15 protein-coding genes, 1 other RNA gene and 4 pseudogenes are annotated in these 24711 nt (G+C 33.8%); 9 read left to right on the top strand and 11 right to left on the bottom strand.

Annotated features, from left to right (window positions below; genetic code table 11):
- Positions 1 to 83: 83 nt before the first annotated feature.
- On the bottom strand, positions 84 to 1565 hold the full coding sequence (locus ABDW27_RS05800) for a PLP-dependent aminotransferase family protein (RefSeq protein ID WP_343695005.1): 1482 nt from the start codon (positions 1563 to 1565) through the stop codon (positions 84 to 86).
- Positions 1566 to 1632: 67 nt separating this feature from the next.
- On the opposite strand from ABDW27_RS05800, the gene ABDW27_RS05795 reads away from it, so the two are divergent.
- From ABDW27_RS05795 to ABDW27_RS05760, 8 genes and pseudogenes are all read left to right on the top strand, one after another.
- Positions 1633 to 3498 (top strand): TonB-dependent receptor, encoded by a 1866-nt coding sequence (locus ABDW27_RS05795; RefSeq protein ID WP_343695004.1) that lies wholly within the window; start codon positions 1633 to 1635, stop codon positions 3496 to 3498.
- Between the two features lie 257 nt (positions 3499 to 3755).
- On the top strand, positions 3756 to 4133 hold the full coding sequence (locus ABDW27_RS05790; protein WP_343695003.1) for a hypothetical protein: 378 nt from the start codon (positions 3756 to 3758) through the stop codon (positions 4131 to 4133).
- A gap of 119 nt (positions 4134 to 4252) precedes the next feature.
- Positions 4253 to 4651: pseudogene (locus ABDW27_RS05785) on the top strand (IS1595 family transposase); the annotation flags it as partial.
- 182 nt (positions 4652 to 4833) lie between these two features.
- Complete coding sequence (locus tag ABDW27_RS05780) at positions 4834 to 5637, top strand: DUF2490 domain-containing protein (RefSeq protein ID WP_343695002.1); 804 nt, start codon at positions 4834 to 4836, stop codon at positions 5635 to 5637.
- Positions 5638 to 5734: 97 nt separating this feature from the next.
- Positions 5735 to 6439 carry an acyltransferase gene (locus ABDW27_RS05775; protein ID WP_343695001.1) on the top strand — a complete coding sequence of 235 codons (705 nt, stop codon included), beginning with the start codon at positions 5735 to 5737 and terminating at the stop codon, positions 6437 to 6439.
- 10 nt (positions 6440 to 6449) lie between these two features.
- The gene (locus ABDW27_RS05770; RefSeq protein ID WP_343695000.1) at positions 6450 to 6830 is read left to right on the top strand and encodes a hypothetical protein; all 381 of its coding nucleotides are present in this window, start codon (positions 6450 to 6452) and stop codon (positions 6828 to 6830) included.
- A gap of 152 nt (positions 6831 to 6982) precedes the next feature.
- Complete coding sequence (locus ABDW27_RS05765; protein WP_343694999.1) at positions 6983 to 9673, top strand: PAS domain-containing protein; 2691 nt, start codon at positions 6983 to 6985, stop codon at positions 9671 to 9673.
- A 2-nt stretch (positions 9674 to 9675) separates the two neighbouring features.
- A complete protein-coding gene (locus tag ABDW27_RS05760) occupies positions 9676 to 10131 on the top strand; it encodes a response regulator (protein WP_343694998.1) in 456 nt (151 codons plus the stop codon).
- A 3-nt stretch (positions 10132 to 10134) separates the two neighbouring features.
- Here ABDW27_RS05760 and ABDW27_RS05755 read toward each other — a convergent pair.
- The 8 genes and pseudogenes from ABDW27_RS05755 to ABDW27_RS05720 all read right to left on the bottom strand — a co-directional run.
- Positions 10135 to 10212: pseudogene (locus ABDW27_RS05755) on the bottom strand (helix-turn-helix transcriptional regulator); the annotation flags it as partial.
- Positions 10213 to 10285: 73 nt separating this feature from the next.
- Entirely contained in the window at positions 10286 to 11002 is a 717-nt protein-coding gene (gene pgl, locus ABDW27_RS05750; RefSeq protein ID WP_343694997.1) for a 6-phosphogluconolactonase, read from the bottom strand.
- Positions 10983 to 12516: pseudogene (gene zwf, locus ABDW27_RS05745) on the bottom strand (glucose-6-phosphate dehydrogenase). Before zwf ends, pgl begins: the two are co-directional and overlap by 20 nt.
- A gap of 26 nt (positions 12517 to 12542) precedes the next feature.
- On the bottom strand, positions 12543 to 13952 hold the full coding sequence (gene gndA / locus ABDW27_RS05740; protein WP_343694996.1) for an NADP-dependent phosphogluconate dehydrogenase: 1410 nt from the start codon (positions 13950 to 13952) through the stop codon (positions 12543 to 12545).
- Positions 13953 to 14371: 419 nt separating this feature from the next.
- On the bottom strand, positions 14372 to 15280 hold the full coding sequence (locus tag ABDW27_RS05735; protein ID WP_343694995.1) for a helix-turn-helix transcriptional regulator: 909 nt from the start codon (positions 15278 to 15280) through the stop codon (positions 14372 to 14374).
- Between the two features lie 283 nt (positions 15281 to 15563).
- Entirely contained in the window at positions 15564 to 16379 is an 816-nt protein-coding gene (locus ABDW27_RS05730) for an oxidoreductase (RefSeq protein ID WP_343694994.1), read from the bottom strand.
- A 296-nt stretch (positions 16380 to 16675) separates the two neighbouring features.
- Positions 16676 to 17073, bottom strand: a transfer-messenger RNA (tmRNA) gene (gene ssrA, locus ABDW27_RS05725).
- Positions 17074 to 17340: 267 nt separating this feature from the next.
- A complete protein-coding gene (locus tag ABDW27_RS05720; protein WP_343694993.1) occupies positions 17341 to 18543 on the bottom strand; it encodes a serine hydrolase domain-containing protein in 1203 nt (400 codons plus the stop codon).
- A gap of 241 nt (positions 18544 to 18784) precedes the next feature.
- Here ABDW27_RS05720 and ABDW27_RS05715 point away from each other — a divergent pair, with 241 nt between their 5' ends.
- Complete coding sequence (locus tag ABDW27_RS05715; RefSeq protein WP_343694992.1) at positions 18785 to 19987, top strand: NAD(P)-dependent oxidoreductase; 1203 nt, start codon at positions 18785 to 18787, stop codon at positions 19985 to 19987.
- Between the two features lie 113 nt (positions 19988 to 20100).
- On the opposite strand, the gene fumC is transcribed toward ABDW27_RS05715, so the two are convergent.
- Both fumC and ABDW27_RS05705 read right to left on the bottom strand, forming a co-directional pair.
- A complete protein-coding gene (gene fumC, locus ABDW27_RS05710) occupies positions 20101 to 21486 on the bottom strand; it encodes a class II fumarate hydratase (protein WP_343694991.1) in 1386 nt (461 codons plus the stop codon).
- A gap of 722 nt (positions 21487 to 22208) precedes the next feature.
- Positions 22209 to 24691, bottom strand: a pseudogene (locus ABDW27_RS05705) (outer membrane beta-barrel family protein).
- Positions 24692 to 24711 lie beyond the last annotated feature (20 nt).

Here is a 24711-nt window from a genome sequence, read left to right as displayed (position 1 = left end):
GTTTTTTAGTGTTAATATTGTTAGTTATCCAAAAGCCTGTAAATCCCGAATTTACAGGCTTTTTTGTATAGTTTTTAAAATGACTAAATAGCTTCGATAGATTTACACAAAATAGAAACAGCTTTTTCCATTTCCTCTTTTTCTAAATGTCCAAAACCCAATCTTGTGGCGGTTAAATCTTTAGTTTGATATAAAATGGTTTTGGGCAGAAACAAATCATTTTTGGCGCATTCTTTTTGCAGCGTAATCAAATTAAATTTATCAAGCCATTCAATCCAAACCGCCAAACCTCTTGCAGGAACTTTAAATTTAATTTTGCCTTTCAGTTTTTCATTCAATAAGGAAACAAAATAATCGCGGCGTTCTTTGTAGATTTTTTTATTTTTTTTCGAAAGCCTGTGCACTTCGCCTTCGTTAATCCATTCCGTTAAAACCTGTTCTTTGAGAACGTCAATTCCTGGTTCGAGAATATTTTGATGTTTTTCTAATTCAGAAATAAATTCGGGAGGAGCGGCCACAAATCCATAACTAAATCCGGATGGAAGTGATCTTCCAAACGAACCGATATAAACCACTTTTTGATTCGAATCAAAAGCCGCCAAAGGCAAAATTGGATTATTATCATAATGGAAATCAAAATCGTAATCATCTTCCAGAATCACAAAACCATATTGATTGGCAAGTTCCAGTAATTCTTTTCTTCTTTTGGCACTTAAAGAAATAGTTGTTGGATAATTATAATTAGAAGTCAGATATAAAACCCTGATTTTGGTTTCTTCACAAATTTCTTTTAATCGATTCGTATCAATTCCGTCCTGATCGACGGGAATTGTAATAATCTGCGCTCCGGTATTGGTCAGCGTCATGTTTGAAATATAATATCCCGGAGAAGCCACAACCACTTTATCACCTGGAGAAATCAGCACTTTTGTAACCAGATACAAACTAATTTCATGACTGCTTGTTGTCAATAAATCTGCAGTAGAAATGCGTAAACCGCGCGTAAGGTTTAAGTAATTTGAAAAATGGATTTTAAAATTGAAATGCGACCGAATTTGAATCTGTTCGTATGTTTTTGAAGTTTTTTGTCTTTTTAATTTTGAAACATACAGGCGTGCCAAAATATCATTTTGAACCAATCTTAAATCCGGCATTCCGTCATTAAATTGATAAGTAAGATTACTTTTTTCGGTAGGATTTTCAAGAATAGTTGAACGTCTGAATTCAAAACCAATGTTAACTTCTTCTGTTTTATTTCCCTTTTCAATTATAAAATCTTCACTAATTTTTTGTTTATGCTGAGAAAGAATAAAAGTTCCTTTGTTGGGAAGCGTTTCAATCCAGCCCTGCGATTCTAAATCCTGAAACGCTTTTATTAAAGTATTTCGGTTTACAGACAAAAGTTTACATAAAATGCGAGTTCCCGGTAATTTTGTTCCTTCGGGAAGAAATCCGGTTTGTATTGCTTTTATAAATTCAAAAACGATCTGAAGATAAATTGCCGTGTTTTCTTCCGGCTTAAGCCGAATAAAACTTTGAAAAGGAATTTGAACCGGACCACTCATAATTATAAAACTGGTATACTTTATTAGTACGGCAAGGTACTACTTTTGCAAAAAAATTAAAACCAGAATGAAAAAAATCTATTTTGCTATTACAGCATTAATATGTACCAACTTTTACGCCCAGACAAAAAGGGATTCTATTATAGAAATTGATGAGGTAATTATTCATGAAAACCGTTTAAGCACGCCAATTTCAAAACAAAACAGAAACGTTTATGTTATTAGTAACGAAACGATTAAAAAATTACCGGGAAGAACGCTTCAGGAAGTTTTGCAATATGCAAACGGAGTTGATATCAGACAAAGAGGACCTTTTGGAGGACAGGCCGATATAAGCGTAGACGGAGGAAGTTTTGAGCAGACTGTTGTTTTGTTAAATGGCGCGAAAATAATTGACTCTCAAACGGCTCATAATATGCTTAACCTGCCTCTTCCGGTCGAAGCAATTGAGAGAATCGAAGTTTTGCGTGGTCCGGCTGCGAGAATCTTCGGAATCAACAGCTTAACGGGAGCGATTAATATTATTACTAAAAAGCCAACAAAATCAGGAGTTTTATTGAGTACTTACGCAGGTTCTAATTTTGAAAAAGATTCTGACGATACCGGAGATACATTTTTTGGGACTGGAGTTCAGGTTGGAGCTGTTTTAGGAAAAGAAAAACAACAGCATTCTATTTTTGCATCTCACGATAAAAGCAACGGATACCGCTATAATACAGGATTTGAAAACAATAAAATCTTGTATCAGGGAAATGTTCAAATCAATGATTCTAATGAAATTTTAGGTTCGTTTGGTTATGTAAAAAACGGATTTGGTGCAAACGGATTTTATGCAGCCCCTGGCGATAAGAATTCTACCGAAATTGTGCAGACAACTTTTGCTAATATTCAGTCTAAACATTCTATTACAAACAATTGGAAAATTATGCCAAGAGTTACGTACAGATATAATTATGACGATTACAGATATTTAGGAAATAATAATTTAAATGTTGGAAGAAGTCAGCATTATACCAATTCTATTGCGGCAGAACTGAATTCTTCGATCAAAACAGAAAATGGAGAAATTGGTTTTGGGGCCGAATTTAGAAACGAAGATATTCATTCGTCTAATATTGGTGATCACGACCGTGAAAATGTGGGACTTTATGCAGAATACAGAACGTCTTTTTTTGAGAAATTAAATGTGAATTTAGGAACATATTTAAATTATAATTCAGATTATAAATGGCAAATTTATCCAGGACTTGATGCGAGTTACGAGTTGACAAACGAGTTTAAGGTTATTGCTAATGTGGGGACTAGTCAAAGGATTCCTTCGTTTACAGACTTGTACTTGAATCAGCGTCCGGGAAATATCGGAAATCCTGATTTGGTTTCTGAAAATGCTTTTCAAACAGAATTCGGATTTAAATTCAACAGAAAATCTTTAAGCTTAAACGCTAATTATTTTTACAGAGAAATAAGCAATTACATCGACTGGACCAGAATGGTAACAACTGTGCCGTGGCAAAGTCAGAATTATGGAGATTTAATTACAAACGGAATCAATATGCGCGGATCGTATAGTGTTAATTTTTCTAATGATTCTAAATTGAATTTCACTTTAGGATATTCTTACCTGGATTCTAAATTTAAAGATACACGCCCGGAACCATATTCTAAATATTTAATTTCATCTTTAAAGCATCAGGTAACCAATACAATAGATTTTCAGCACAAAGATTTTTCAGTTTTACTGGCAACCCGTTTTAACGAAAGAGTTACCGGAGCTTCTTACTGGATTAATGATGCGAGAATTAGTCAGTCTATCAAGAAATTTACAATTTTCATTGATGCTCAAAATATATTTAATACTACATATTATGAAGTTGGAGCATTTCCTTTACCGGCAAGATGGTTTAGTTTAGGAGCAAAATTTGTTACTTTTTAAATTATAAAAGAGTTAGTTATAAAAAAGGGAAAGATTGTTAAATATCTTTCCCTTTTTTTATACATGATATTTTCTAACTTATTCAAAATCTGTAAGTAAGGAGTTTTATTACAAATTTTATTTTATCGTAAGAAAAAGTATTTATAAAAAAAACAAATTAGGTACGCATTGCGGATAATTTAAGTAAAATCAGATCTATAAATTTGTGTAAATCCACAAGAAAAAACTTTTTAGAACTTTAAAATATACCAAAAACTATGTCTGATTTTTTAAAACAATTTGGAGAAGATCTCAAAAAAAATGTACCTGGTTTTATCGCAGTTTCTGTAGCCGAAATTAATAGCGGAATGTCATATTATTCTCAATCAGCCGTAAGCGACTTTGATCCCGAACTTGCATCTGCATATAATCTGGAAGTTGTAAAAGCCGAAATGAATGCTATAAAAGCCTTAAAATTACAAGGTCAGGTAATCGATAATGTCATGATTACTCTTTCGTCTCAAATTCATATTATAGACGTATCTGACAATCAGGAATATTTTATTTATTTGGCAGTAGATTCAAGTAAATCAAATTTAGGTATGACAAAATCTATACTCAATAAATACAAAAAAGAAATTGCCCACAAACTGTAATAATACTTTTATAATTTTAAAAGAGGATTTTCGTATTTGAATTTCCTCTTTTTTGTTTGTTATAGTTTTGATGTATCCAGATTGTTTTATATTTAATTTTTCAAAGCAATTTTTAATAAATGGAATTACGGAAATACTTCGAAAAATACAATGATGAAGAAACCTGCATTGAGGAGTTTAAAAACAAACGACTCGAAAATGGTTTGTTTTGCAAAAAATGCGGACACGATTCACATACTTTTAGAAGAGTAGATTTGAAATTTCAATGTAAAAAATGCAAAAACAGAGTCAGCCTTCGATCTGGTACTGTTATGGAAAACTCCAATCTGCCCATAAAATACTGGATGATCTGCATCGAATTAATGACACTTTCTAAAAGAAAATTTTCTATTTTACAACTTCAATATTTATTAGGACATAAGCGTTATGAACCCATTTGGTTAATGGTTCAGAAAATTCGTCTGGTAATGCACGAACGAGATGAAAAATATACTTTGCGCGCTTATTCTGAATTTGATTCAGAGTTTCTTAGAGAAATTGAAAAACTTACTTTTTCAAAAAAGAGAAATGAAAATCAATAAAAACTTGGTTTCATATTATAATCTGCAACCTATAATCTTTTAAACATAACTGGATGAGCTTTTATCTTTGTTGTACCGCTGTATAGAAACATTTTCTTTAAATAGGTAAATTGAGATTTATGAGCATATTTAAAAAAAGCTTCATCATTTTATTTTGTATAATTACTGTACAACTTTTAAAAGCACAAGATGCTCCGTATTCTATGGGTTTTATTCCCGCGTCTATTGAAGAAGGAGATATCGCTTTTCCGATATACGATAAATGGCATTTGAGCGGACAGGTTGATTTTCAATTAGTAACACAAGGAGCGTATACTAATGGTAATCCTTTCGAGTACACACAGCGCGTTGTTGTAAGACCCTGGATTATGTATTCCGGGTTTAAAAAAGTAAAATTATGGCTGGGTTATGCTCATAATCAAAAGTATGCTGTGGAAGAAGCCGGAAATTATGAAACACTCGAAAACAGGCTGATTGTAATGGGAACTTTTTCTCAGGATATGCCAAAAGGATCTATTTTTGAACAAGTGCGTTTTGAAACCAAATTTTTTGACGACCGAAATGGCGTTCCGCAGACAATTCCCAGATTAAGAGCTAGATTCGGTGTCAATCATTTTCTTCGTCAAACAAAAGAAAAACCTATTTTTCTGGCACCAAATCTGGGATATTATACAGAATTGATGCTCAAGTTTGCTTCAAAAGATTATGCCGATGAGCATTTTGATATCTTCAGATTATCAGTTTACTACAGTGCCGGAATTACACCAAATCTTCATTTTTTAGCTGGAATTATTGGGCAGATGCAATTACGAACAAACGGAACCCAGTTTGATGTTTATTACGGCCCTATGGTTTCAGTAAAATACAGTATCAGACCAAAAGAAAGAGAAACTTTTGACAGCGTTGACGGCGGCGCTGACTAAATCTGCATTTTGATTTGATTATTAATTTATATAATTTGCGACAACAGTAAATTCGGTCTATAAGCCATTTAAATTAATCGCATAGTTATAAATTATAATGAATACAAGCAATTCTTCCGGAACAATTTTAAAAACCAAACAACATTTTGAAATTCTCGACGGACTCAGGGGAATTGCAGCTTTAGCAGTAGTAGTATTTCATTTTATGGAATGGATTTTTACCGATCCAGGCCAGAATTTTATCGGACATGGTTTTCTGGCTGTTGATTTCTTTTTCTGTCTTTCCGGATTTGTAATTGGATATGCTTATGACGACCGCATTGCAAAAATGGGACTTCGCAATTTTTTTATTTCCAGAATTATAAGGCTTCATCCGCTTGTAATTGCAGGATCTGTATTAGGTTTACTGGCTTTTCTATTTGATCCGTTTGGGGGACATCTCGAATTGTACAGTTCAGGAAAAATTATTCTCACTTTTATCTGTTCTATATTTCTTATTCCGTTTCCTGCAATAGAGGATCGCGGTTTTAACTTGTTTAGTTTCAATGCGCCTGCATGGTCACTTTTTTGGGAATATATAGCCAATATTGCTTACGCATTTATACTTTTTAAAATTAAGCGTAACATTTTGTTGTTGTTAACACTGCTTTCTGCCGGAGCCATTTGTTATGTTGCTTACAGTTCAGGTAATTTATTAGGAGGCTGGAGTGGTCCCACATTTTGGGATGGCTGTGCGAGAATATCTTATTCTTTTTTAGCAGGATTATTAATTTACAGATCGAATTGGATCATCAAAAAATAAATTCGGTTTTTTGGGGCTTTCCATACTTTTACTTTTGGCTTTTATAATGCCTTTTTCAAAATTCAACTGGATTTTTGAACCTCTTGTAGTATTGTTTTATTTTCCGCTTCTGGTTTCTTTAGGTGCTGGAGCAGTTTTAAAACCAAGTCTCAAAACGGCTTGTATATTTTCGGGACAAATTTCTTATCCTTTATACATGACACATTATGCCGCGTTGTGGATGTTTGGAAACTACTATACTAATTATAAACCATATACTACTCAATTGGTTATAGTCGTTGTTAGCGGCGTAATTTTATTGCTTGGATTTGCTTATCTGGTAATGAGATTTTATGATATTCCTTTTAGAAAATATTTAAGTGATAAAAGGAAAAATAGACTTTCGAAATAAAATTAAAACAATAAAAGATATTCTTTTAGCAGTAAATTATATAAGAATTTCTTCTTTAAATGTAACAATGCAGAATTTGTAAATAATTACTTTTCCTCAAAATTGTTATATTAACATTACAAATACATTCATACATACTTTAAAAAGCACCAATGACGGCAGCAGAAAATAATGATCTCTTTCAAACCGTTTTTAACTCTGCTGCAAACGGAATTGCGGTACTGCAGTCTTTGTATATTGAGAAAGGAAAATTAGAAGATTTTTCAATATTACTTTTTAATGATTATACAAAAATCTGGATTGGTGATATCGATTATAAAAACAAACGATTCAGCGATGTTTTTCCTACGACAAAAGAAAACGGAATTCTCGAAAAATTTCTCAATACTGCCCAAACCGGAATCACAGCTAATTTTGAATGCTGGTATGACGGCGAAGGAATACAGCGTTGGTTTAGATTCACTTCTGTAAAACAAGGCGAATTACTTGTTGTAACTACAGAAGATATTACAGAAAGAAAACAAGCCGAGATCACGCTGAGTAATGCTTTAATCGCGGCTGAAAAACAAAAACGACTTTATGACTCTATTACCAGCACAACGCCAGACTTGGTATATGTGTTCGATTTGTCTTATAAATTTACGTATGCTAATAAAGCCCTGCTCACCATGTGGGGAAAATCTGCAGAAGATGCTATTGGAAAAGAATTAAGAGAAAATGGATATGAAGACTGGCATGCAGAAATGCATGAACGAGAAATTGATGAAGTTGTCTCGACAAAAAAAGCGATCAGAGGAACGGTATCTTTCCCGCATGCTGAATTAGGGAGGAGAATTTACGATTACATTTTTGCTCCGGTTTTAAATGAAAATGGAGAAGTAGAAGCAATTGCAGGAACAACGCGTGATATTACTGAAATAAAGCTGGCAGAGGAACGACAGTTTTTATCGAGAAAAAAAATTGAAGAAAGTGAGGCGAGATTAAAATCGATGATCGACCAAACGCCTTCTCCAACTTTGGTTTTAATGGGTGACGATTTAGTAATCGAACAGATTAATAAACACATGCTCGCCATGATTGGCCGCGGTGAAGAAATCATCGGGATGCCTTTAATAGATGTTTTGCCGGAATTAAAAGGGCAGTATGTCTGGACTCAGGTTCAAAAAGTTTACAACGAAGGAATTCCTTTTGATCAAAGCGAAGTATTGGTTCCGCATAATCGTACAGGCGTAATGCGAAACTATTATTATAATCTCGCTTATCGTCCTTTGGTAGAAGGAGAAAAAATAACAGGAATGATTCAGGTTGCGGTTGACGTAACCGAACAGGTAGAAGCAAGAAAAAAAATGGAAGAGAGTGAAAATCGATTCCGTGCTTTAGTAAATGCATCTTCTGATGTTGTTTATCGCATGAATGCCGACTGGACTATAATGAGTAACCTCGAAGGAACCGAAATGGTATCAGATACAAATGGGCCGCTTTTAAAATGGATAGATACTTATATTCATTCAAAAGATCGGGAAAGAGCTGTAAGTCTTATAGCAGAAGCCATCACAAATAAAAAGATATTCGAACTTGAACATCAAATTTTAAAAGAAGATGGTGAAATTGGATGGGCATTTTCGAGGGTAATACCAATACTTGATTCTCAAAATAATATAATTGAATGGTTTGGCGCTTCAAGTGATATTACTTCACAAAAAGAAGTACAGCAGATTATTAAAGAAAGTGAAGAAAAATTCAGGCAGCTTGCCGATCTTGTACCGCAAATAATCTGGACAGGTCAGCCAGACGGGTTTATCGACTATTATAATAAACGCTGGTATGAATATACCGGTTTTGATGAAAATCAATTTGGAGATGCGAGCTGGGCTCCTATGATTCATCCTGATGACGTATCAGCTGTATTGGAAGTTTGGTATCAATGTGTGCAAAACGGACTTCCATATCAACTTGAATTACGGTTAAAGAAAGGAAATACAAACGAATACAGATGGTTTTTAAGTAAAGCTGTGCCTGTTAAAGATGCGAGAGGGATTATCATTAAATGGTTTGGTACCTGTACCGACATTCACGAACAAAAAACTATTACCGAAAAATTAGAAATTCTGGTTAATGACCGTACAAAAGAATTAAAACGTTCAAACGAAGATTTGCAGCAATTTGCCCATGTTGCTTCTCATGATTTAAAAGAACCGGTTCGAAAAATTAAAACATTTACAAGCAGACTCGAAGATCATCTTGACGGAAAGATAGATGAATCGGCATCGAGATTTATTGAAAGAATTCATGTTGCCGCAGATCGAATGTACAATATGATCGATGGCGTTCTGGCTTATTCTAAAATCAATGCCGATCTGCAAAAACCAACTTTAGTTGACCTTAATGAAATTATAAAAAACATTGAGATTGATTTAGAAATCGCCTTGCAGAAAACAGGAGGCAAGATTGAATATTATAATCTTCCAGCGTTAGAAGGAGCCTCAGTACTTCTATATCAGCTTTTTTATAATCTTATCAATAATTCTATAAAATTTGCCAAAAATAATGTGGCGCCGCAAATAAGAATATCTTCAAAAATAACAGCCCGTGAGAATCAAAATTTTGCCGTAATTTTGTTAGAAGATAATGGAATTGGTTTTGAACCTGAACAGGCAGAGAGAATCTTTGAAACCTTTACCCGCCTTAATTCTAAAGACAGTTACGAAGGAACAGGTTTAGGATTAGCACTTTGTAAAAAAATAGCAGAACGACACGGAGGAAATATAGTGGCAGAAGGTAATGAAAATGGTGCTGCTTTTATGATAACGCTTCCCTTACAGCAAAATGAAAATGATATTTAATTATGGAAAAGAAAATAATTTTATTGGCAGATGATGACATTGATGATACAGAAATGTTTTGTGAAGCATTAGAAGATATAAATGAGAATATTGTTTGTCATTGTGCCGTCAATGGTAACCAAGTATTTGAAATACTAAATTCGATCAATGAAAAACCGGAACTCATTTTTCTGGATCTGAATATGCCGATCATGAATGGATGGGACTGCTTGAAATTACTGAAAAAAGACAGTAATTATCAGGATATTCCGGTAATTATGATTTCAACATCTTCACATAAAAAAGATATGGAAGCTGCCGCTGGTTTAGGTTCCATTTGTTATTTTGTTAAACCCAATAATTTTAATGATTTAAAAGAAGTTTTACGAATCATTACTTCCAATTTAGGACCGGATTTAAAAGAGGCTATTGTTAATTTACTCAACAAATCTAAACATATTTTTACCTGTAGTGATTAAGGACTAATTTAGATTTCTAAATTCTAAAGGCGTTTTTCCAGTTCTTTGTTTAAAGAGTTTATTGAAATATTGAGGATATTCAAAACCTAATGATAATAAAAAAGCCTGTAAATATTACGATTACAGGCTTTTAATATTTTATAAGACAAATTGTTTAATTAGTTCCCGCAGCAATTTTATCTACAAGGAACAACAACTCTCCAGAAGTTGGTTTAATCAACTGCATCGGATAAAGTGTCGGATTATATTCTCCTGCAGTAACTTCTTTTAAGGCATGTATTTTTTTCTCTCCAAACGCTACTACGACAATTTTTTCTGCTTTATTGATCAATGGCGCAGTAAGTGTAATACGATACATTTTTTGAGGAGCTAAATAATAAGCATCAACCCATTTGGTTTGTTCTTCTAAAACTGCTTCACCAGGGAAAAGAGAAGCCGTATGTCCGTCGTCTCCCATTCCTAACAGAATAAGATCGAATTTTCCTTCCTCGCCTAAAACTTTTCTGATTGACTGTTCGTATGTAACCGCATATTCTTCTGGTGTAACGCCATCTTTATACATCTCAAAAATGTTTTCTGACGGAATAGGAACGTGGCTTAACAAAGTTGAATAAGACATTTTTGCATTGCTCAAATCATCGGTAAGCGGAACCCAGCGTTCGTCTCCCCAGAAAATGAACACTTTACTCCAGTCTATTTTGTTTTTATAATCATCAGAAGCTAATAATTTATAAATTCCTGCCGGAGAAGAACCTCCTGTAAGAACAGCTGTAAACTGACCTTTTTCAGCAATTGCTTTTTGAGCTGATGCCGTAAATAAATCTGCAGCTGTTTTATTAATTTCTTCTGTATTATTGTGTATCTGTATCATCTAAAAGTTCTTCTTTTGTTTGTGTGTTCGGAATCCATTTGTGTCCCTGACGGGCTAATAATTCATCCGCTTCTTCAGGTCCCCAGCTTCCTGCTTTGTAATTAGGAAAATTGGTTGGCGCAGTAGTTTTCCAAACTTGCTGAATTGTATCAATTGCATCCCAGGCTTCTTCTACCTGATCCCAGCGCATAAATAGAGTAGGATCTCCTAACAATGCATCGGCAATTAATGTTTCATAAGCTTCTGGTGACATTGTTGAGCAGGCAAAATAATCAAAAACCATTTCGGCAGGCCTTAAAGACATTGATAAACCTGGTTTTTTGGTCATAAACTGCAGTTTAATGTCCATTGAAGGCTGAATGTTGATAATCAATCGGTTTGGTGTCATTCCTTCTTTTCCATAAGAAAATGAAGAATGCGGAACAGGTTTAAACTGAATGATAATAGAAGATTGTTTTTCTTCCATTCTTTTTCCGGAACGCAGGTAAAACGGAATTCCCTGCCATCTCCAGTTATCCAAATAAATTTTCATTGCCACATATGTTTCTGTATTAGAATCTGGAGCAATTCCTTTATCCTGACGGTATCCCGGAACCGGAGTTCCTTTTATTTCACCTGCAGCATATTGGCCTCTTACAATATAATGATCTACTTCTTCTGGTTTAATACGACGAATCGATTTCAAAACATCAGCTTTACGATTACGAATGTCATCAGCATTTAATGAAGCAGGCGCTTCCATAGCTGTCATACATAAAATTTGAAGTAAATGGTTCTGAATCATATCTTTTAAAGCCCCGACACCTTCGTAAAATCCGCCTCGTTCTTCAACGCCCACTTCTTCTGCAACGGTAATCTGAACAAAATCAATAAAATTTCGGCTCCATAAAGGTTCGAACATTGAGTTTCCGAAACGGAAAGCTAAAATATTCTGAACCGTTTCTTTACCTAAATAATGATCAATTCTGTAAATCTGTTCTTCTTTGAAAGTTTCAGAAAGCATTTCGTTCAATTCGATTGCAGAAGCTTTATCGTAACCAAAAGGTTTTTCGATAATAATACGATCTTGTTTCGGATTTGCCGCAAGTCCAATCTTTTTGATATTACTTGAAATTGTCGAAATAAAAGAAGGCGTAATTGAAAGATAGAAAAGACGATTAGCACGTTCGCCAAAAGCCAGATCAAAATTGTTGATTTTTTCGTTTAACCCAATATAGGATTCTTCTTTGTCAATATCAAGACTATGATAAGTTATATGAGAAAGAAATTTTTCTGTTTCAGGATCCGAAATTCCTTTTTTTTCTTGAAAAAAGATTCAGGTTTTCTAAAACATAGCTGCGAAAATCTTCATTGGTTTTTTCTGCTCTTCCAAGAGCAATAATCTGAAACTTTTCAGACATACGTCCGTCAAGATACAGATTTTGAAAAGCGGGAAAGAGCTTTCTCTTTGCCAAATCTCCGGTTCCTCCAAAAATAACAATGATTGTTGGATTCTTAAGTTTATTTTTAGTCATTGTGTGTAGTTGTGTTGCTTTAAGTTTTATTCAGACCATTGTGTGTGGAAAACACCTTCCTTGTCGATACGCTCGTACGTGTGAGCTCCGAAGAAATCACGCTGCGCCTGAATTAAATTTGTTGGCAGATTTGCAGATCTGTAAGCATCAAAATAAGCTAATGAATTCATTAAACCTGCAACAGGTAATCCTTTTTGAACTGCAAACTGAATTACGGTTCTCATTCCGGCTTGGTTTTCTGTTAATTTTGAAGCAATTCCAGCATCTAAAAGTATATTTGGCAAATCTGATTTAGTAACAAATGCTTTTCTGAAATCTTCTAATATTGTTGCACGAATAATACACCCACCGCGCCAGATTTTAGCAACAGTTTCTAAGTTTAATCCGTAATTATATTCTTTAGAAGCCGTATGAAGCTGCGCTAACCCTTGCGCGTAAGTCACAACAATAGAAAGGTATAATGCAGATTTTAATGCAGTAATTGCTTCACTTTGAGAAACATTTGTTTCGCCGGCATTCCAGATTAATTTTTTAGCAGCTTCAATTCTTTCAGGCTTAGTTTTAGACATATCGCGCATGTTAACCGCTGCGTCGATAGTTGGAACCGGAACCTGCAGATCCATAGCGTTTTGCGAAGTCCATTTTCCTGTGCCTTTAGATCTTGCCCAATCTGAAATTTTATTGATTAAAAGACTTCCGTCTTCGTCTTTTTGTTTTAGAATTTTTCCGGTGATTTCGATCAAATATGATCTAAGATCATCAGTTTGGTTCCATTCTTCGAAAGTTTTCTGAATCGTTTCGTCATCCAGATTATAACCTCTTTTCATAAGGTCATAAATCTCAGAGATTAACTGCATGATTCCGTATTCGATTCCGTTGTGAACCATTTTTACATAGTTTCCGGCAGAACCGTTTCCAAGATATTCAACACAAGGCTCGCCGTCTACTTTTGCTGCAATCGCTTCAAAAATAGGGCGAAGTCTTTCGTATGCTTTTTGATCACCTCCCGGCATCATAGCAGGACCGAAACGTGCGCCTTTTTCTCCTCCTGAAATTCCCATTCCGAAGAAATGAATTCCTTTTTCAGATAATTCTAAAAATCTTCTGTCAGTATCAGTGTAAAAAGTATTTCCGCCGTCGATAATAATATCTCCTTTATCTAAATGAGGTAATAAGCTAGCGATTGCGCTGTCAACAGGTTTTCCTGCAGGAACCAATAACATAATAGCTCTCGGCTGTTGAATAAGCTCAACGAAATGTTTTACATCCGTAGTAGCTTCAATAGTGTGATCAGAATCGGCTTCTTGCTGAAGAGAGTTTACTTTTTCGGTATCTAAGTCTAGACCAGCCGCCGCGAATTTATGGCTTGCAATATTTAAAAGCAGGTTACGGCCCATTACACCGAGTCCTACAATTCCAAAATCAAATTTGCTCATAGTTTTTAATTAACTAAATTATTAGAAGAATGTTTTAGCAGCAAAAAGTAAGAGAAAGTATGGTAAATCTTTTTCAATCAATGTTTTGCGGAAAAACATAGTTTATTTTAATCTTACATTTTAAAATGTAGACTGCTAAGTTAGAGAAAAATGATGAAAAATGAGGGGTAAAATTGTACGGTTTTAGGGTTTATTGTGATAGTTTTTTAAGTGTGGAAATTATACTTATTTTAAAGCTTGCGACTTTAAAAATGTATTTATGATTTATAAGTTTTGATACTTTTAGAATTAAAAAAAGCCTGTGAAAAATAAAGTTTACAGGCTTTTTTACTGATGATACAAAAAGATCGAAGTTGAACGCTTGATGTCTCCTCTTATTTATTTAACAGAATGTAATAATGTATTCACGATGTTTACATTTAATTTTGACTCCTGTATTCTTGAGGAGTCAATCCTGTTTTGTTTTTAAATAACCGACTAAAATAATGCGGGTAATTAAATCCTAAAGAATAAGCAATTCCATTAATTGATTCTGTTTCACAAAGCAATAATGTTTTCGCCTTTTCAATGATAAAATTATTTATGTGGTCTTTTATAGAATAACCGGTTTCTTTTTTTAATAAATCACTTAAATAATTTCCAGAAAGATATATTTTTTCTGAAAAGTATTCTACTGAAGGTATTCCTGATTCTGTAAACTTTCCATCTTTATAATAACTGCTCAATATTGTATGAAATTGGCTGACAACATCTGAATTTTGTGATGATCTGGTATTAAATTGTCTCTCATAATAACGTTTGGATAAATTTAATAACAATTCTAAAGAAGATGAAATTACAGTTTGGCTGTGATTGTCAATACGTTCAGATATTTCGTTTTGAATCATAGACTTACAATCTGTAATAGTCTTTTGTTCCAAATCTGACAAATGAAGTGCTTCATGTACATCGTAAGAGAAAAAACCGTAATTATCAATGTTATTTCCTAATGAGTTATTTCGAATTAAATCTGGATGAAAAAATAACATCCATCCTTGTATTTCATCTAATTTTTGTGATTTTGAAACTGACTGCACTTGATTAGGTGCTGTGAAAATTAGCACGCCTTCATCAAAATCATAAGTATTTCTTCCGTATTGTAAACCACAGCTTTTGTCTTTTAAACCAATAGTATATAGTTCTGAGGTATATTTTACACCAATAAAATGTTCTGGTATTTCCCATTTTGAGACATCAACGATACTAATCAAAGGATGAGTTGGTTTATCAAACCCAAAAACCTGATGCAGTTGGCTAATTGAGTTGATGGTATTAATTTCTTGTTTCATTTCACTTACGATTTTCGATGCGTTGTTTTGAAATATTCATTGATACTGAAATTCAACTTGTGTTTAAAATTTTATATAGTCGGAATAAATGCTCCACAATAATGCAGAATTTGCTTCTTGAACTCTTTTTTAAATCACATTGTATTTATTTTAAAACTTGTCAAACCTTATAAAACCTTATTTTCAAAGGTACAATAATCCTAAAATTTTATAAACTTAATTACAATGCATTAATGATTATTGATTTATTGTATTGTTTGATTGTGCACTCTTTTAAAATTATTTAGAGTTGGCTCATTAAAATTTTATCAAATATTTTATCTCCCAAATTTAAACGCATCCAAACCATTGGTTTAGCCATAAAACCTACAAGATAACGTGTTTTTGGTTTATTTGTATTGACTATTTTAAGTATTGTTTTCGCTATTACATCTGACTTAGATCCTAGGTTTTTTTCATACATTTTTTTACTTGATGCAATAAGCTTATTTGTTAAACCTGAGTAAGCTCCGTGCAAAGAAAATTTGCTGATGTTTTGCAGCATAATATCTGTCCATTCGGTTTTGATAATTCCAGGTTCTAAAACTACTACGTTGATATTGAATTCTTTCAATTCAATTCTTAAACAATCGCTAAAGCCTTCTAAGGCATGTTTACTCGCATGATACCATGCACCCATTGGAGTGTATAATTTTCCGCCCATTGACGAAGTGTTGATGATGGTACCTGAATTAGCTTTGCGCATGTATGGAATAATTTTTTGAGTTAAAGATGCTAATCCAAATAAATTGACTTCGAATTGTTTTTTGGCTTCTTCCATAGGTACATCTTCCACCGATCCATAGAGTCCATAACCAGCATTATTCCAAAGCACATCAATTTTACCTTCTTTTTGGATAATGCTGTCGACTACTTTTTGAATATCTTTTTCGCTGGTCACATCCATTTCTATTGGATTTCCTCCTAATTGTTTCAAATCTTGCATTTGCTCAATACGTCTTGCTAGTGCATAGACTTTGTGCCCTTGATTAATAAGTACTTTAGCCGATTCTTTTCCCATTCCTGAACTGGCACCTGTTATTAAAATTACTTTTTTCATTTTCCTAAATTTTTAATGTTATAAATTATTTACACTGCAAATTTAGTTTGGAGAATACGGATGAATTAACACAGTAAAAGGAATAGCTAACACAAATTACTGAATGTAGAAGTTTGAATTTAATCAGGAATGTTTAAGATGATTTTACACTGTATAATAATATTTTAAGCCCTAATGATCAATCTGACAGACTAAATGTAAAATTTTTGTCGAAAGATTTTCTGATTGCAAATTAGATTTGAGTTATGAGTACTTAAAAAATAAAAGGGAAGATATATTAAAATATCTTCCCTTTTCAGTGGAGTCGCCGGGAATCGAACCCGGGTCCAAACAAGCAACTAAAGAGCTTTCTACACGCTTATTTCCTGATTAGATTTTCGATGTTAAGCTAGGCCAGAAACAGCCACCGAACACTTATCTTCTTAATTTTCGAAATCCACCCGAAGCTCATGGATATCTAGGTTTATTTTTACGGTTCCCCTGAACGGAACGCCACAAACCAAGGCTTTCCAGGAGAATCCAGCTTCCCTACCTTGTAGAGACGTGGCGCAATCGTACTATGATTCGGATTATGCAGCTAAAGCGTAATTATTTTCGCCGTGTAAAAGTTTGAGATCTTATATTTACGAGCAAGGTCTCAATGCTCGACGTGCTTACTGTTCAATTCGACTCGCTGTCAAAACCAGTCGACCCCAAAAAATAAGTCTGCAAATTTATACTATTTGAAATTACTTTCTACTAAAATTTTCAGAAAAATTTGTAAGTCATAAAGTCCAAAGTCGAAAGCCAAAAGTTGAAAATCAAAAAGTGAAAGTTGTAAAATTTTTAAAGTCAAATACTTGTTTGCTATTGCTTCTTCTTATTTTCCTCAATTGGGTTGTTTGAAAAAGGATAAAGTCAATATTAGCAACTATTTTTGAGACTTTACGACTTTTGACTTTCGACTTTATGACTATTAGTTTTACTCTTCGTCTTTAAAATTAAAAGGATAATCTCCAAAAATTGGAGCCAGTTTACGAACCGCATAAGTATTTCTTGTCATTTTGTTAGACAAGGCGATGATCGTAACATTTTCTTTCATTAAAGTAATATAAGAAGAAGTATTTCCATGCCACCAGCCATTATGGAAATAATAGTTTTGACCCGTTTCCCAATTAATCATTCTAATTCCTAAACCGTAATTTTTAGTTCCTTTGCGTTCATTACTATAACCTGTATACACTTGTTTTAGCAATTCAGGTTTTAAAAAGTCAGGCGATTGTCTTGCTCGGTCAAATTTTAAAAGATCTCTAACTGTTGAGAAAATATTTTTATCACCGTAAACATTGTCAAGATAATCAAAACCAATTTCAACACCATTCCCTTTATAAGACGGAACAATTTTTTTTCTGTCTTTGTCATCATCAAAAACATAGGTATGTGTCATTCCCAAAGGTTTAAAAATCATTTGAGACATCGCTTCTTTATAACTTAAACCGGTAATTTTTTCTATAATTAAAGCCAGCATCGCATAATTGGTATTGCAATATCCAAAACGTGTTCCGGTTAAAGATTCTAAACCAACGTTCTTAGTAGCCAGAATATCTAAAATGTCTTTATTAGTCAATTGATTATGTCTGTCCCAAACCGATTTGTCATGATCTGTAAAATAAGCATAATTACGCATTCCGCTGCGATGATTTAAAAGCATTCTGATAGTGCATTCTTCGTATGGAAACGTTTTTAAAATAGTATTTACCTTTTGGTCTAAATCTATTTTTCCGGCGTTAACTAATTTTAAAACAGCCGTAGCCGTTAAAACTTTGCTGACAGAAGCAATTTGTACAGGAGTATCAGCTGTAATTTTTGTGCCTTCATTTTTATTGGCAAAACCATTATATCTTTCAAAAATTATCTGACCATTTCGGGCTACTAAAAAGCTTCCGTTCATGCTGTTGTTAGGCCAGTTTTTATTGTAAAAATGATTTATTCTGCCTATTACCGAGTTTTTATATGCCTGAGAAATTTTTGGCTCAGGACCTAACGGTTTCATTTTAGGTAAAGTATCTTCGACTGTAGGTGTAGTGGCAGTTTGTGTGTTTTTGTCTTTACCACACGAACTTAATACTAGTATAGAAAAAAGTATTTGTGGTATCTTTGTTTTTTTAAGTAAAATCATTTTCATCGTTCTTTAAAAACAAATATATCGAATTCAATTTTGTTGTTTTCGCAATTTTAAACCGTTTACAGAGGTTGTTTTAACATAATATTAACTATTGTTTTTTTTATTTCTTTGTTTTTCAGCCTCTAACGTTTTGTATGCATTCTAAATAGCAATTTAGAAAGGAAATTTTAACTAAATTTGTTATATTTGAAACAAATACGATGTAAAAAGTTATATTATTAAATGCTTTAAATCTAACTAAATGAAATTTGGAATAATAAAAGAAAGAAAAAACCCACCAGACCGAAGAGTTGTTTTTTCTCCAGATGAGCTGGCTAAACTAAAACAGGTTTACCACGAAGCTTCAGTTGAAGTTGAAAGTTCAGATATCAGAATTTTTTCAGATTCTGAATATAAAAACATGGGAATTACCGTTACTGAAGATGTCTCAGATTGTGATGTTTTATTTGGTGTAAAAGAAGTTCCTGTTGAAAATTTAATTCCAAATAAAGCGTATTTCTTTTTTTCGCATACCATTAAAAAACAGCCGCATAACAGAAAGCTGCTTCAGGCAATTTTAGAAAAAAATATTGATTTGTATGATCACGAAACTATAGTTGATTCGCTTGACCGCAGATTAATTGGTTTTGGAAAATATGCCGGAATGGTTGGTGTTTATAACGGAATTCGTGCTTTCGGAATTAAATTTGAATTATTTAAATTGCCTAAAGCCGAAACTCTTTCAGGAAAAGAAGATTTGATAAAGCATTTAAAACGTATCACAATGCCAGCCTTGAAATTTGTCGTTACCGGAACCGGAAAGGTTGGGAGCGGAGCCAAGGAAATTTTGGATGCTATTAAAGTAAAAGAAATTACGGTTGATAATTACTTAACCAAAAAATATGCTCAGGCAGTTTATGTGCAGTTAGATGTTTTAGAATATAACAAACGTATTGACGGTCAGGTTTTGGATTTTAAAGATTTTGTTGAAAATCCACAGGACTACACTTCAGATTTTGAAAAATTTACTAAAGTTTCAGACATTTATTTTGCGGGTCATTTTTATGCAAGTGATGCTCCTATGATTTTGACCAAAGAAATGCTGAATGCAAGCGATTGTAAACTAAAAGTTGTTGCTGATATTTCCTGCGATGTAAACGGACCAATTGCGTGTACAGTTCGTTCTTCGACAATTGCAGACCCATTATATGGATATTTTCCTTTAGAAGATAAAGAAGTAGATTTTTTCCATCCGGCAGCGGTTGCGGTTATGGCAGTTGATAATCTTCCGTGCGAAATTCCTAAAGATGCCAGCGAAGGTTTTGGAGAACAGTTTATGGAACATGTAATTCCGGCTTTCTTCAACGGAGATAAAGACGGAATTTTAAAACGCGCGAAAATCACCGAAAACGGAAAATTAACAGAAAGATTTAGTTATCTGCAGGATTATGTAGACGGGAAATAATTATTAATTGTGAATGGTTAATTATTAATGAAAAATAGCTTTCTAAATTTTAGAAAGCTATTTTTTTATATAATGATGATTTGATAATTAACCATTAACCATCAACAATTAAATTAAACCATATCCTCCGGTTTTACCCAAGCATCAAAATCTTCGGCAGAAACGTAACCTAAACGAACAGCTTCTTCTTTAAGAGTTGTTCCGTTTTTGTGAGCAGTTTGAGCGATTTCGGCAGCTTTGTAATAACCAATTTTTGTGTTTAAAGCTGTTACCAACATTAAAGAATTATCTACTAATTCTTTAATACGTTTGTGATTAGGTTCGATTCCCTGAGCGCAATGTTCGTCAAAAGAAACGCAGGCATCGCCAAGCAAACGTGCTGATTGAAGGAAGTTTGCTGCCATAACAGGTTTAAAAACATTTAATTCATAATGTCCCTGCATTCCGCCAACTGCAATTGCCATATCGTTACCAATGACCTGAGCGCAAACCATTGTTAAAGCTTCGCATTGCGTTGGATTTACTTTTCCAGGCATGATAGATGATCCCGGTTCATTTTCAGGAATATGAATTTCGCCAATTCCGGAACGCGGGCCGGAAGCCAGCATTCTAACATCATTAGCAATTTTATTTAGCGAAACAGCCAGTTGTTTTAATGCTCCATGAGATTCAACAATGGCGTCGTGAGCCGCCAAAGCTTCAAATTTATTTTCGGCAGTTACAAAAGGATGATTGGTAAATTTTGCAATATATTCGGCCACTTTTACGTCGTAACCTTTTGGAGTATTTAATCCGGTTCCAACTGCAGTTCCTCCAAGGGCAATTTCAGATAAATGGGCTAAAGTGTTTTTTAAAGCTTTTAATCCGAAAGCCAATTGCGCTGCATATCCGGAAATTTCCTGTCCTAAAGTTAAAGGCGTTGCGTCCATTAAGTGTGTACGTCCGATTTTTACAACATCTTTAAATTCGGCAGCTTTTTTAACTAAAGTGGCATGTAGTTTTTCTACTCCCGGAATTGTAGTTTCGACAACCATTTTATAAGCGGCGATGTGCATTCCGGTTGGGAAAGTATCATTTGATGACTGCGATTTGTTTACATCATCATTTGCTTTTATAAATTGTTCGCCCTCACCAATTTCAAAACCTTTAAGAACCTGAGCACGGTTGGCAATTACTTCATTTACGTTCATGTTACTTTGCGTTCCTGAACCAGTCTGCCAGATTACAAGCGGAAACTGATCGTCTAATTTTCCTTCCAGAATTTCATCGCAGACAGCTGCAATGGCATCTCTTTTTTCGATTGGCAAAACACCTAAATCATAATTGGCATAAGCGGCTGCTTTTTTTAGATACGCAAATCCTTCGATAATTTCATGTGGCATCGAACCTGAATTTCCTATTTTGAAATTATTACGTGAACGTTCTGTTTGTGCACCCCAGTACTTATCGGCAGGGACCTGAACTTCGCCCATGGTGTCTTTTTCTATTCTGTATTTCATTATAATTATATGTAAAAAGTTATATGTAAAATGTGATATGTTTATTGAAAATGAAGTTCTTTTGAAAACGGATGCCCTAGCTCTGATGGCAGCGGCATCCTTTTTGTTTTTTCTTTAAAAACAAAAAGATATAGCGGACAGCAGGTTTCAGCTCCTTAAAATACTCATGTTCTTCTAATTTAGATAGTTGAATAATATTCGGAAAAAATCCTTATTTAAAATGAGTATAAATATACGTATAAATGTTATTTAACGAAAATTGATTTAGATTTTATTGCTGAGGAAAAATATATACCCTACATTTGTCGTAACATTCAAAAATTCCGGAAAACATGTTTGAATTTTCACAGTACTTAGGCTTTTTACTTTTCTTAACCATACTAACTATAGGGTTTTGGTTAATGTTTTTCTTAGTTGGTTTCGTATCTTACTGGGTTACGGGTGCTAGCTGGGAAATGTTCAAAGAAAAGAGAGCTAAAAAAAGACAAGAAGAACAATCAATTTAATTTAAATTGATTTCACTAAAAAAGAACCCAATTGGGTTCTTTTTTTTTGCTTTAAAAAAGAAATTTCAATACTAAAAATCCAGATTACAATTTTACTCGGAAATACTAAAAAAAGAAATTCCAAATCCCAATTATAAAGTTGGAATTTGGAATTTCTTTTATTCGAATTTATCTCAAAAAGAAATTGGAATTTCAATATTGAGATTTAAAAGTTTTTTATCCCGGGAAATCGCCGCCGCCGTCTCCGCCGCCCTCGTTTCTTGGCTGTGCATTTTTGTCTCTTTCACCTTTTGGTTTGTTGAAACGGTAAGTGAACGATAAATTGAATTGACGTTTACGGAACTGCATTTCGCCGTATGATTTTTGACTTTCACCAGTTACATCATTTGTAAGATAAGTATAAGATCTCATGATTCTGGAATTGAAAATATCACTGATGTTAAAAGCAATTGTAGCTTTGTCTTTCATGATATCTTTACTTAAAGCAGTATTCATAGAAAACTGATCTAAATTTTTCCCTGAGCTGTTTTTTGTTCACCGTTATAAGTACCGTTTAACTGCCAGTCAATTTTGTATGGTAATGTAATTTTTGAATTTGCTCTTGCAAACCAAGTGTTAGCTTGATTATCAAGATTTTGAACAACCGTATTTCCATTTGTATCAATGTAAGTGTTCTCTCCGGTTGTTTTTACATTGTAAAGATTAAAGTTGCTGTTTAATCTCCACCACTTGAACGGAGTATAATTAAATGTAAACTCAAAACCAAATTTTTGCTCGTGTCCTAAGTTAATAGGTCTGCTTAAAATAACCGGAATTCCGTTTACATATTGACCATTTGGAGTTCTTACAAAGCTGAAAACATCTTTTGTATCTTCAAAATAAGCTGAAGTATTAAAAGTTACTTTGTCCCAGCGTTTGATGTAACCAATATCATATTTGTCTGTTAAAGACGGATCTAAGTCTGGATTTCCCTGAAAAATATTAACGTTGCTTGAGTAGTTAACAGCAGGGTTCATAAAACGTCCGCGAGGTCTTGTTAAGCGTTTACTGTAACTAGCCGAGAAATTACTTTGATCTGAAATTTCATAACTAATAAAAGCACTTGGAAATAAGTTGTTGTATTTTTTAGTGTTGAAATCGCTGTTGTCTAATAAATTTACATGAATATCAGTGTCTTCCCAGCGTAAACCAAATAAATAAGAGAATTTGTTTATTTTGAAACCGTATTGGGTATAAAGAGCATTAATATTTTCTTTGTATTCTAATGTATTTGATAAATTAGGATCTTTTACATAGGTATTATTTGCAGGGTCGTATTCTGTGACGTAATATTCATTACTTAAGTCGCCAAAACTTCCTTTATATCCAGCCTCAAACTGACTTCCTTTTCCTATTGGCAATACATAATCTGCTTGCACCTGTACTTGTTTTTGTACCTGATCGTTTAAGGTATTATTGAAGTTTGGAGAAGCTGTAATTTGGCTGTCACTGTCATCAGTATTTCTTGAAATCGATAAATCGGCCGTAAGTTTGTGACCTTTATCGTTGAAATTTTTGATGAAATTAGAAGTATACTCTACGTTTTGACTTCCTGTATCTCCATTATTCAAACGAGATGAAGTTCCAGTAAAATTATGAGCAGCGTCAAAATTATTATAATTGATTAAATCTGTCGTGTTACCTGAATTGTTTTGATAATTGATGGCATTTGTCCAGTAGGTGTTTGGTGCAATTGTCCATTCTATACCAGCTCTCCCGTTAAATCCGTCTGATTCTCTTTTGGTATCACGATCTTCATCTAAGAAACCTTTTGGAGTTCCATCAGCATTAAGGTAAGATGTATTAGTTAAACCACCGCCTTCATTAGTTCTGTGGTTATATCCTAAAGTTGTAAAATAGTTTAATTTTTCTGTTTTATAATTTAGGTTTGCAGTTAATCCATACGTTTCCGGAATACCTGTTGAAGCAATAAAAGTTCCGTTAAGACCTTGATTTTTACCTTTTTTAAGAATGATATTGATAATTCCAGATCCACCTTCGGCATCGTAACGCGCAGATGGATTTGTAATAACTTCAACTTTATCAATGGCATCTGCAGGAAGCTGACGTAAAGCCTCGGCAACATTTATCGCATTTGAAGGACGTCCGTCGATTAAAATACGAATATTATCACTCCCTCTTAAACTAACATTTCCTTCAGAGTCAACAGAAACAGAAGGAACGTTATCCAAAACGTCGCTTACAGTTCCGCCTTTTACCATCATATCCTGACCAACATTGTAAACTTTTTTATCTAGTTTAATTTCAACTGTTGATTTATCGGCACGAACCACAACTTCACTCAATTGTGCAGCATCTTCAGATAAATTGATGCTGCCTAAATTAGTATCTCCTTCAATGCTTTTTTGTTTAATTTCTGTAGATTTAAACGAAATGAATTCTACTTTTATATCGTAAGTTCCCGGTGCTACGGCAACTTCAAATTCTCCTTTAGGATTTGTAATTCCACCGGCGATTACTTTTGTATCATTAGGAGCCATGATCGAAATAGTAGCATATTCAAGCGGCTGCTTGCTTACTTTTTCGAAAACTTTTCCGGTAATCTTAACTTTATTTCTTGCAGGCGGTCCTTGTTGTGCGTAGCTGTAAAAGCCTGTAAGAAATAACACAAGCATTACGGCAAAATTGATTTGTTTCATTTTTTCTGGTTTCTTTTTCT

The organism is Flavobacterium sp. (genome assembly GCF_039595935.1).
Lineage (GTDB): Bacteria > Bacteroidota > Bacteroidia > Flavobacteriales > Flavobacteriaceae > Flavobacterium.
The sequence above is the reverse complement of the archived record's forward strand: the minus strand, read 5'-3'. Positions and strand labels throughout refer to the sequence as shown.

What these genes read in the sequence shown, in the direction of transcription:
- ABDW27_RS05800 (WP_343695005.1), bottom strand. Translation starts at nt 1,565, where the DNA reads ATGAGTGGTCCGGTTCAAATTCCTTTTCAAAGTTTTATTCGGCTTAAG.
- ABDW27_RS05795 (WP_343695004.1), top strand. Translation starts at nt 1,633, where the DNA reads ATGAAAAAAATCTATTTTGCTATTACAGCATTAATATGTACCAACTTT.
- ABDW27_RS05790 (WP_343695003.1), top strand. Translation starts at nt 3,756, where the DNA reads ATGTCTGATTTTTTAAAACAATTTGGAGAAGATCTCAAAAAAAATGTA.
- ABDW27_RS05780 (WP_343695002.1), top strand. Translation starts at nt 4,834, where the DNA reads ATGAGCATATTTAAAAAAAGCTTCATCATTTTATTTTGTATAATTACT.
- ABDW27_RS05775 (WP_343695001.1), top strand. Translation starts at nt 5,735, where the DNA reads ATGAATACAAGCAATTCTTCCGGAACAATTTTAAAAACCAAACAACAT.
- ABDW27_RS05765 (WP_343694999.1), top strand. Translation starts at nt 6,983, where the DNA reads ATGACGGCAGCAGAAAATAATGATCTCTTTCAAACCGTTTTTAACTCT.
- ABDW27_RS05760 (WP_343694998.1), top strand. Translation starts at nt 9,676, where the DNA reads ATGGAAAAGAAAATAATTTTATTGGCAGATGATGACATTGATGATACA.
- pgl (WP_343694997.1), bottom strand. Translation starts at nt 11,002, where the DNA reads ATGATACAGATACACAATAATACAGAAGAAATTAATAAAACAGCTGCA.
- gndA (WP_343694996.1), bottom strand. Translation starts at nt 13,952, where the DNA reads ATGAGCAAATTTGATTTTGGAATTGTAGGACTCGGTGTAATGGGCCGT.
- ABDW27_RS05735 (WP_343694995.1), bottom strand. Translation starts at nt 15,280, where the DNA reads ATGAAACAAGAAATTAATACCATCAACTCAATTAGCCAACTGCATCAG.
- ABDW27_RS05730 (WP_343694994.1), bottom strand. Translation starts at nt 16,379, where the DNA reads ATGAAAAAAGTAATTTTAATAACAGGTGCCAGTTCAGGAATGGGAAAA.
- ABDW27_RS05720 (WP_343694993.1), bottom strand. Translation starts at nt 18,543, where the DNA reads ATGAAAATGATTTTACTTAAAAAAACAAAGATACCACAAATACTTTTT.
- ABDW27_RS05715 (WP_343694992.1), top strand. Translation starts at nt 18,785, where the DNA reads ATGAAATTTGGAATAATAAAAGAAAGAAAAAACCCACCAGACCGAAGA.
- fumC (WP_343694991.1), bottom strand. Translation starts at nt 21,486, where the DNA reads ATGAAATACAGAATAGAAAAAGACACCATGGGCGAAGTTCAGGTCCCT.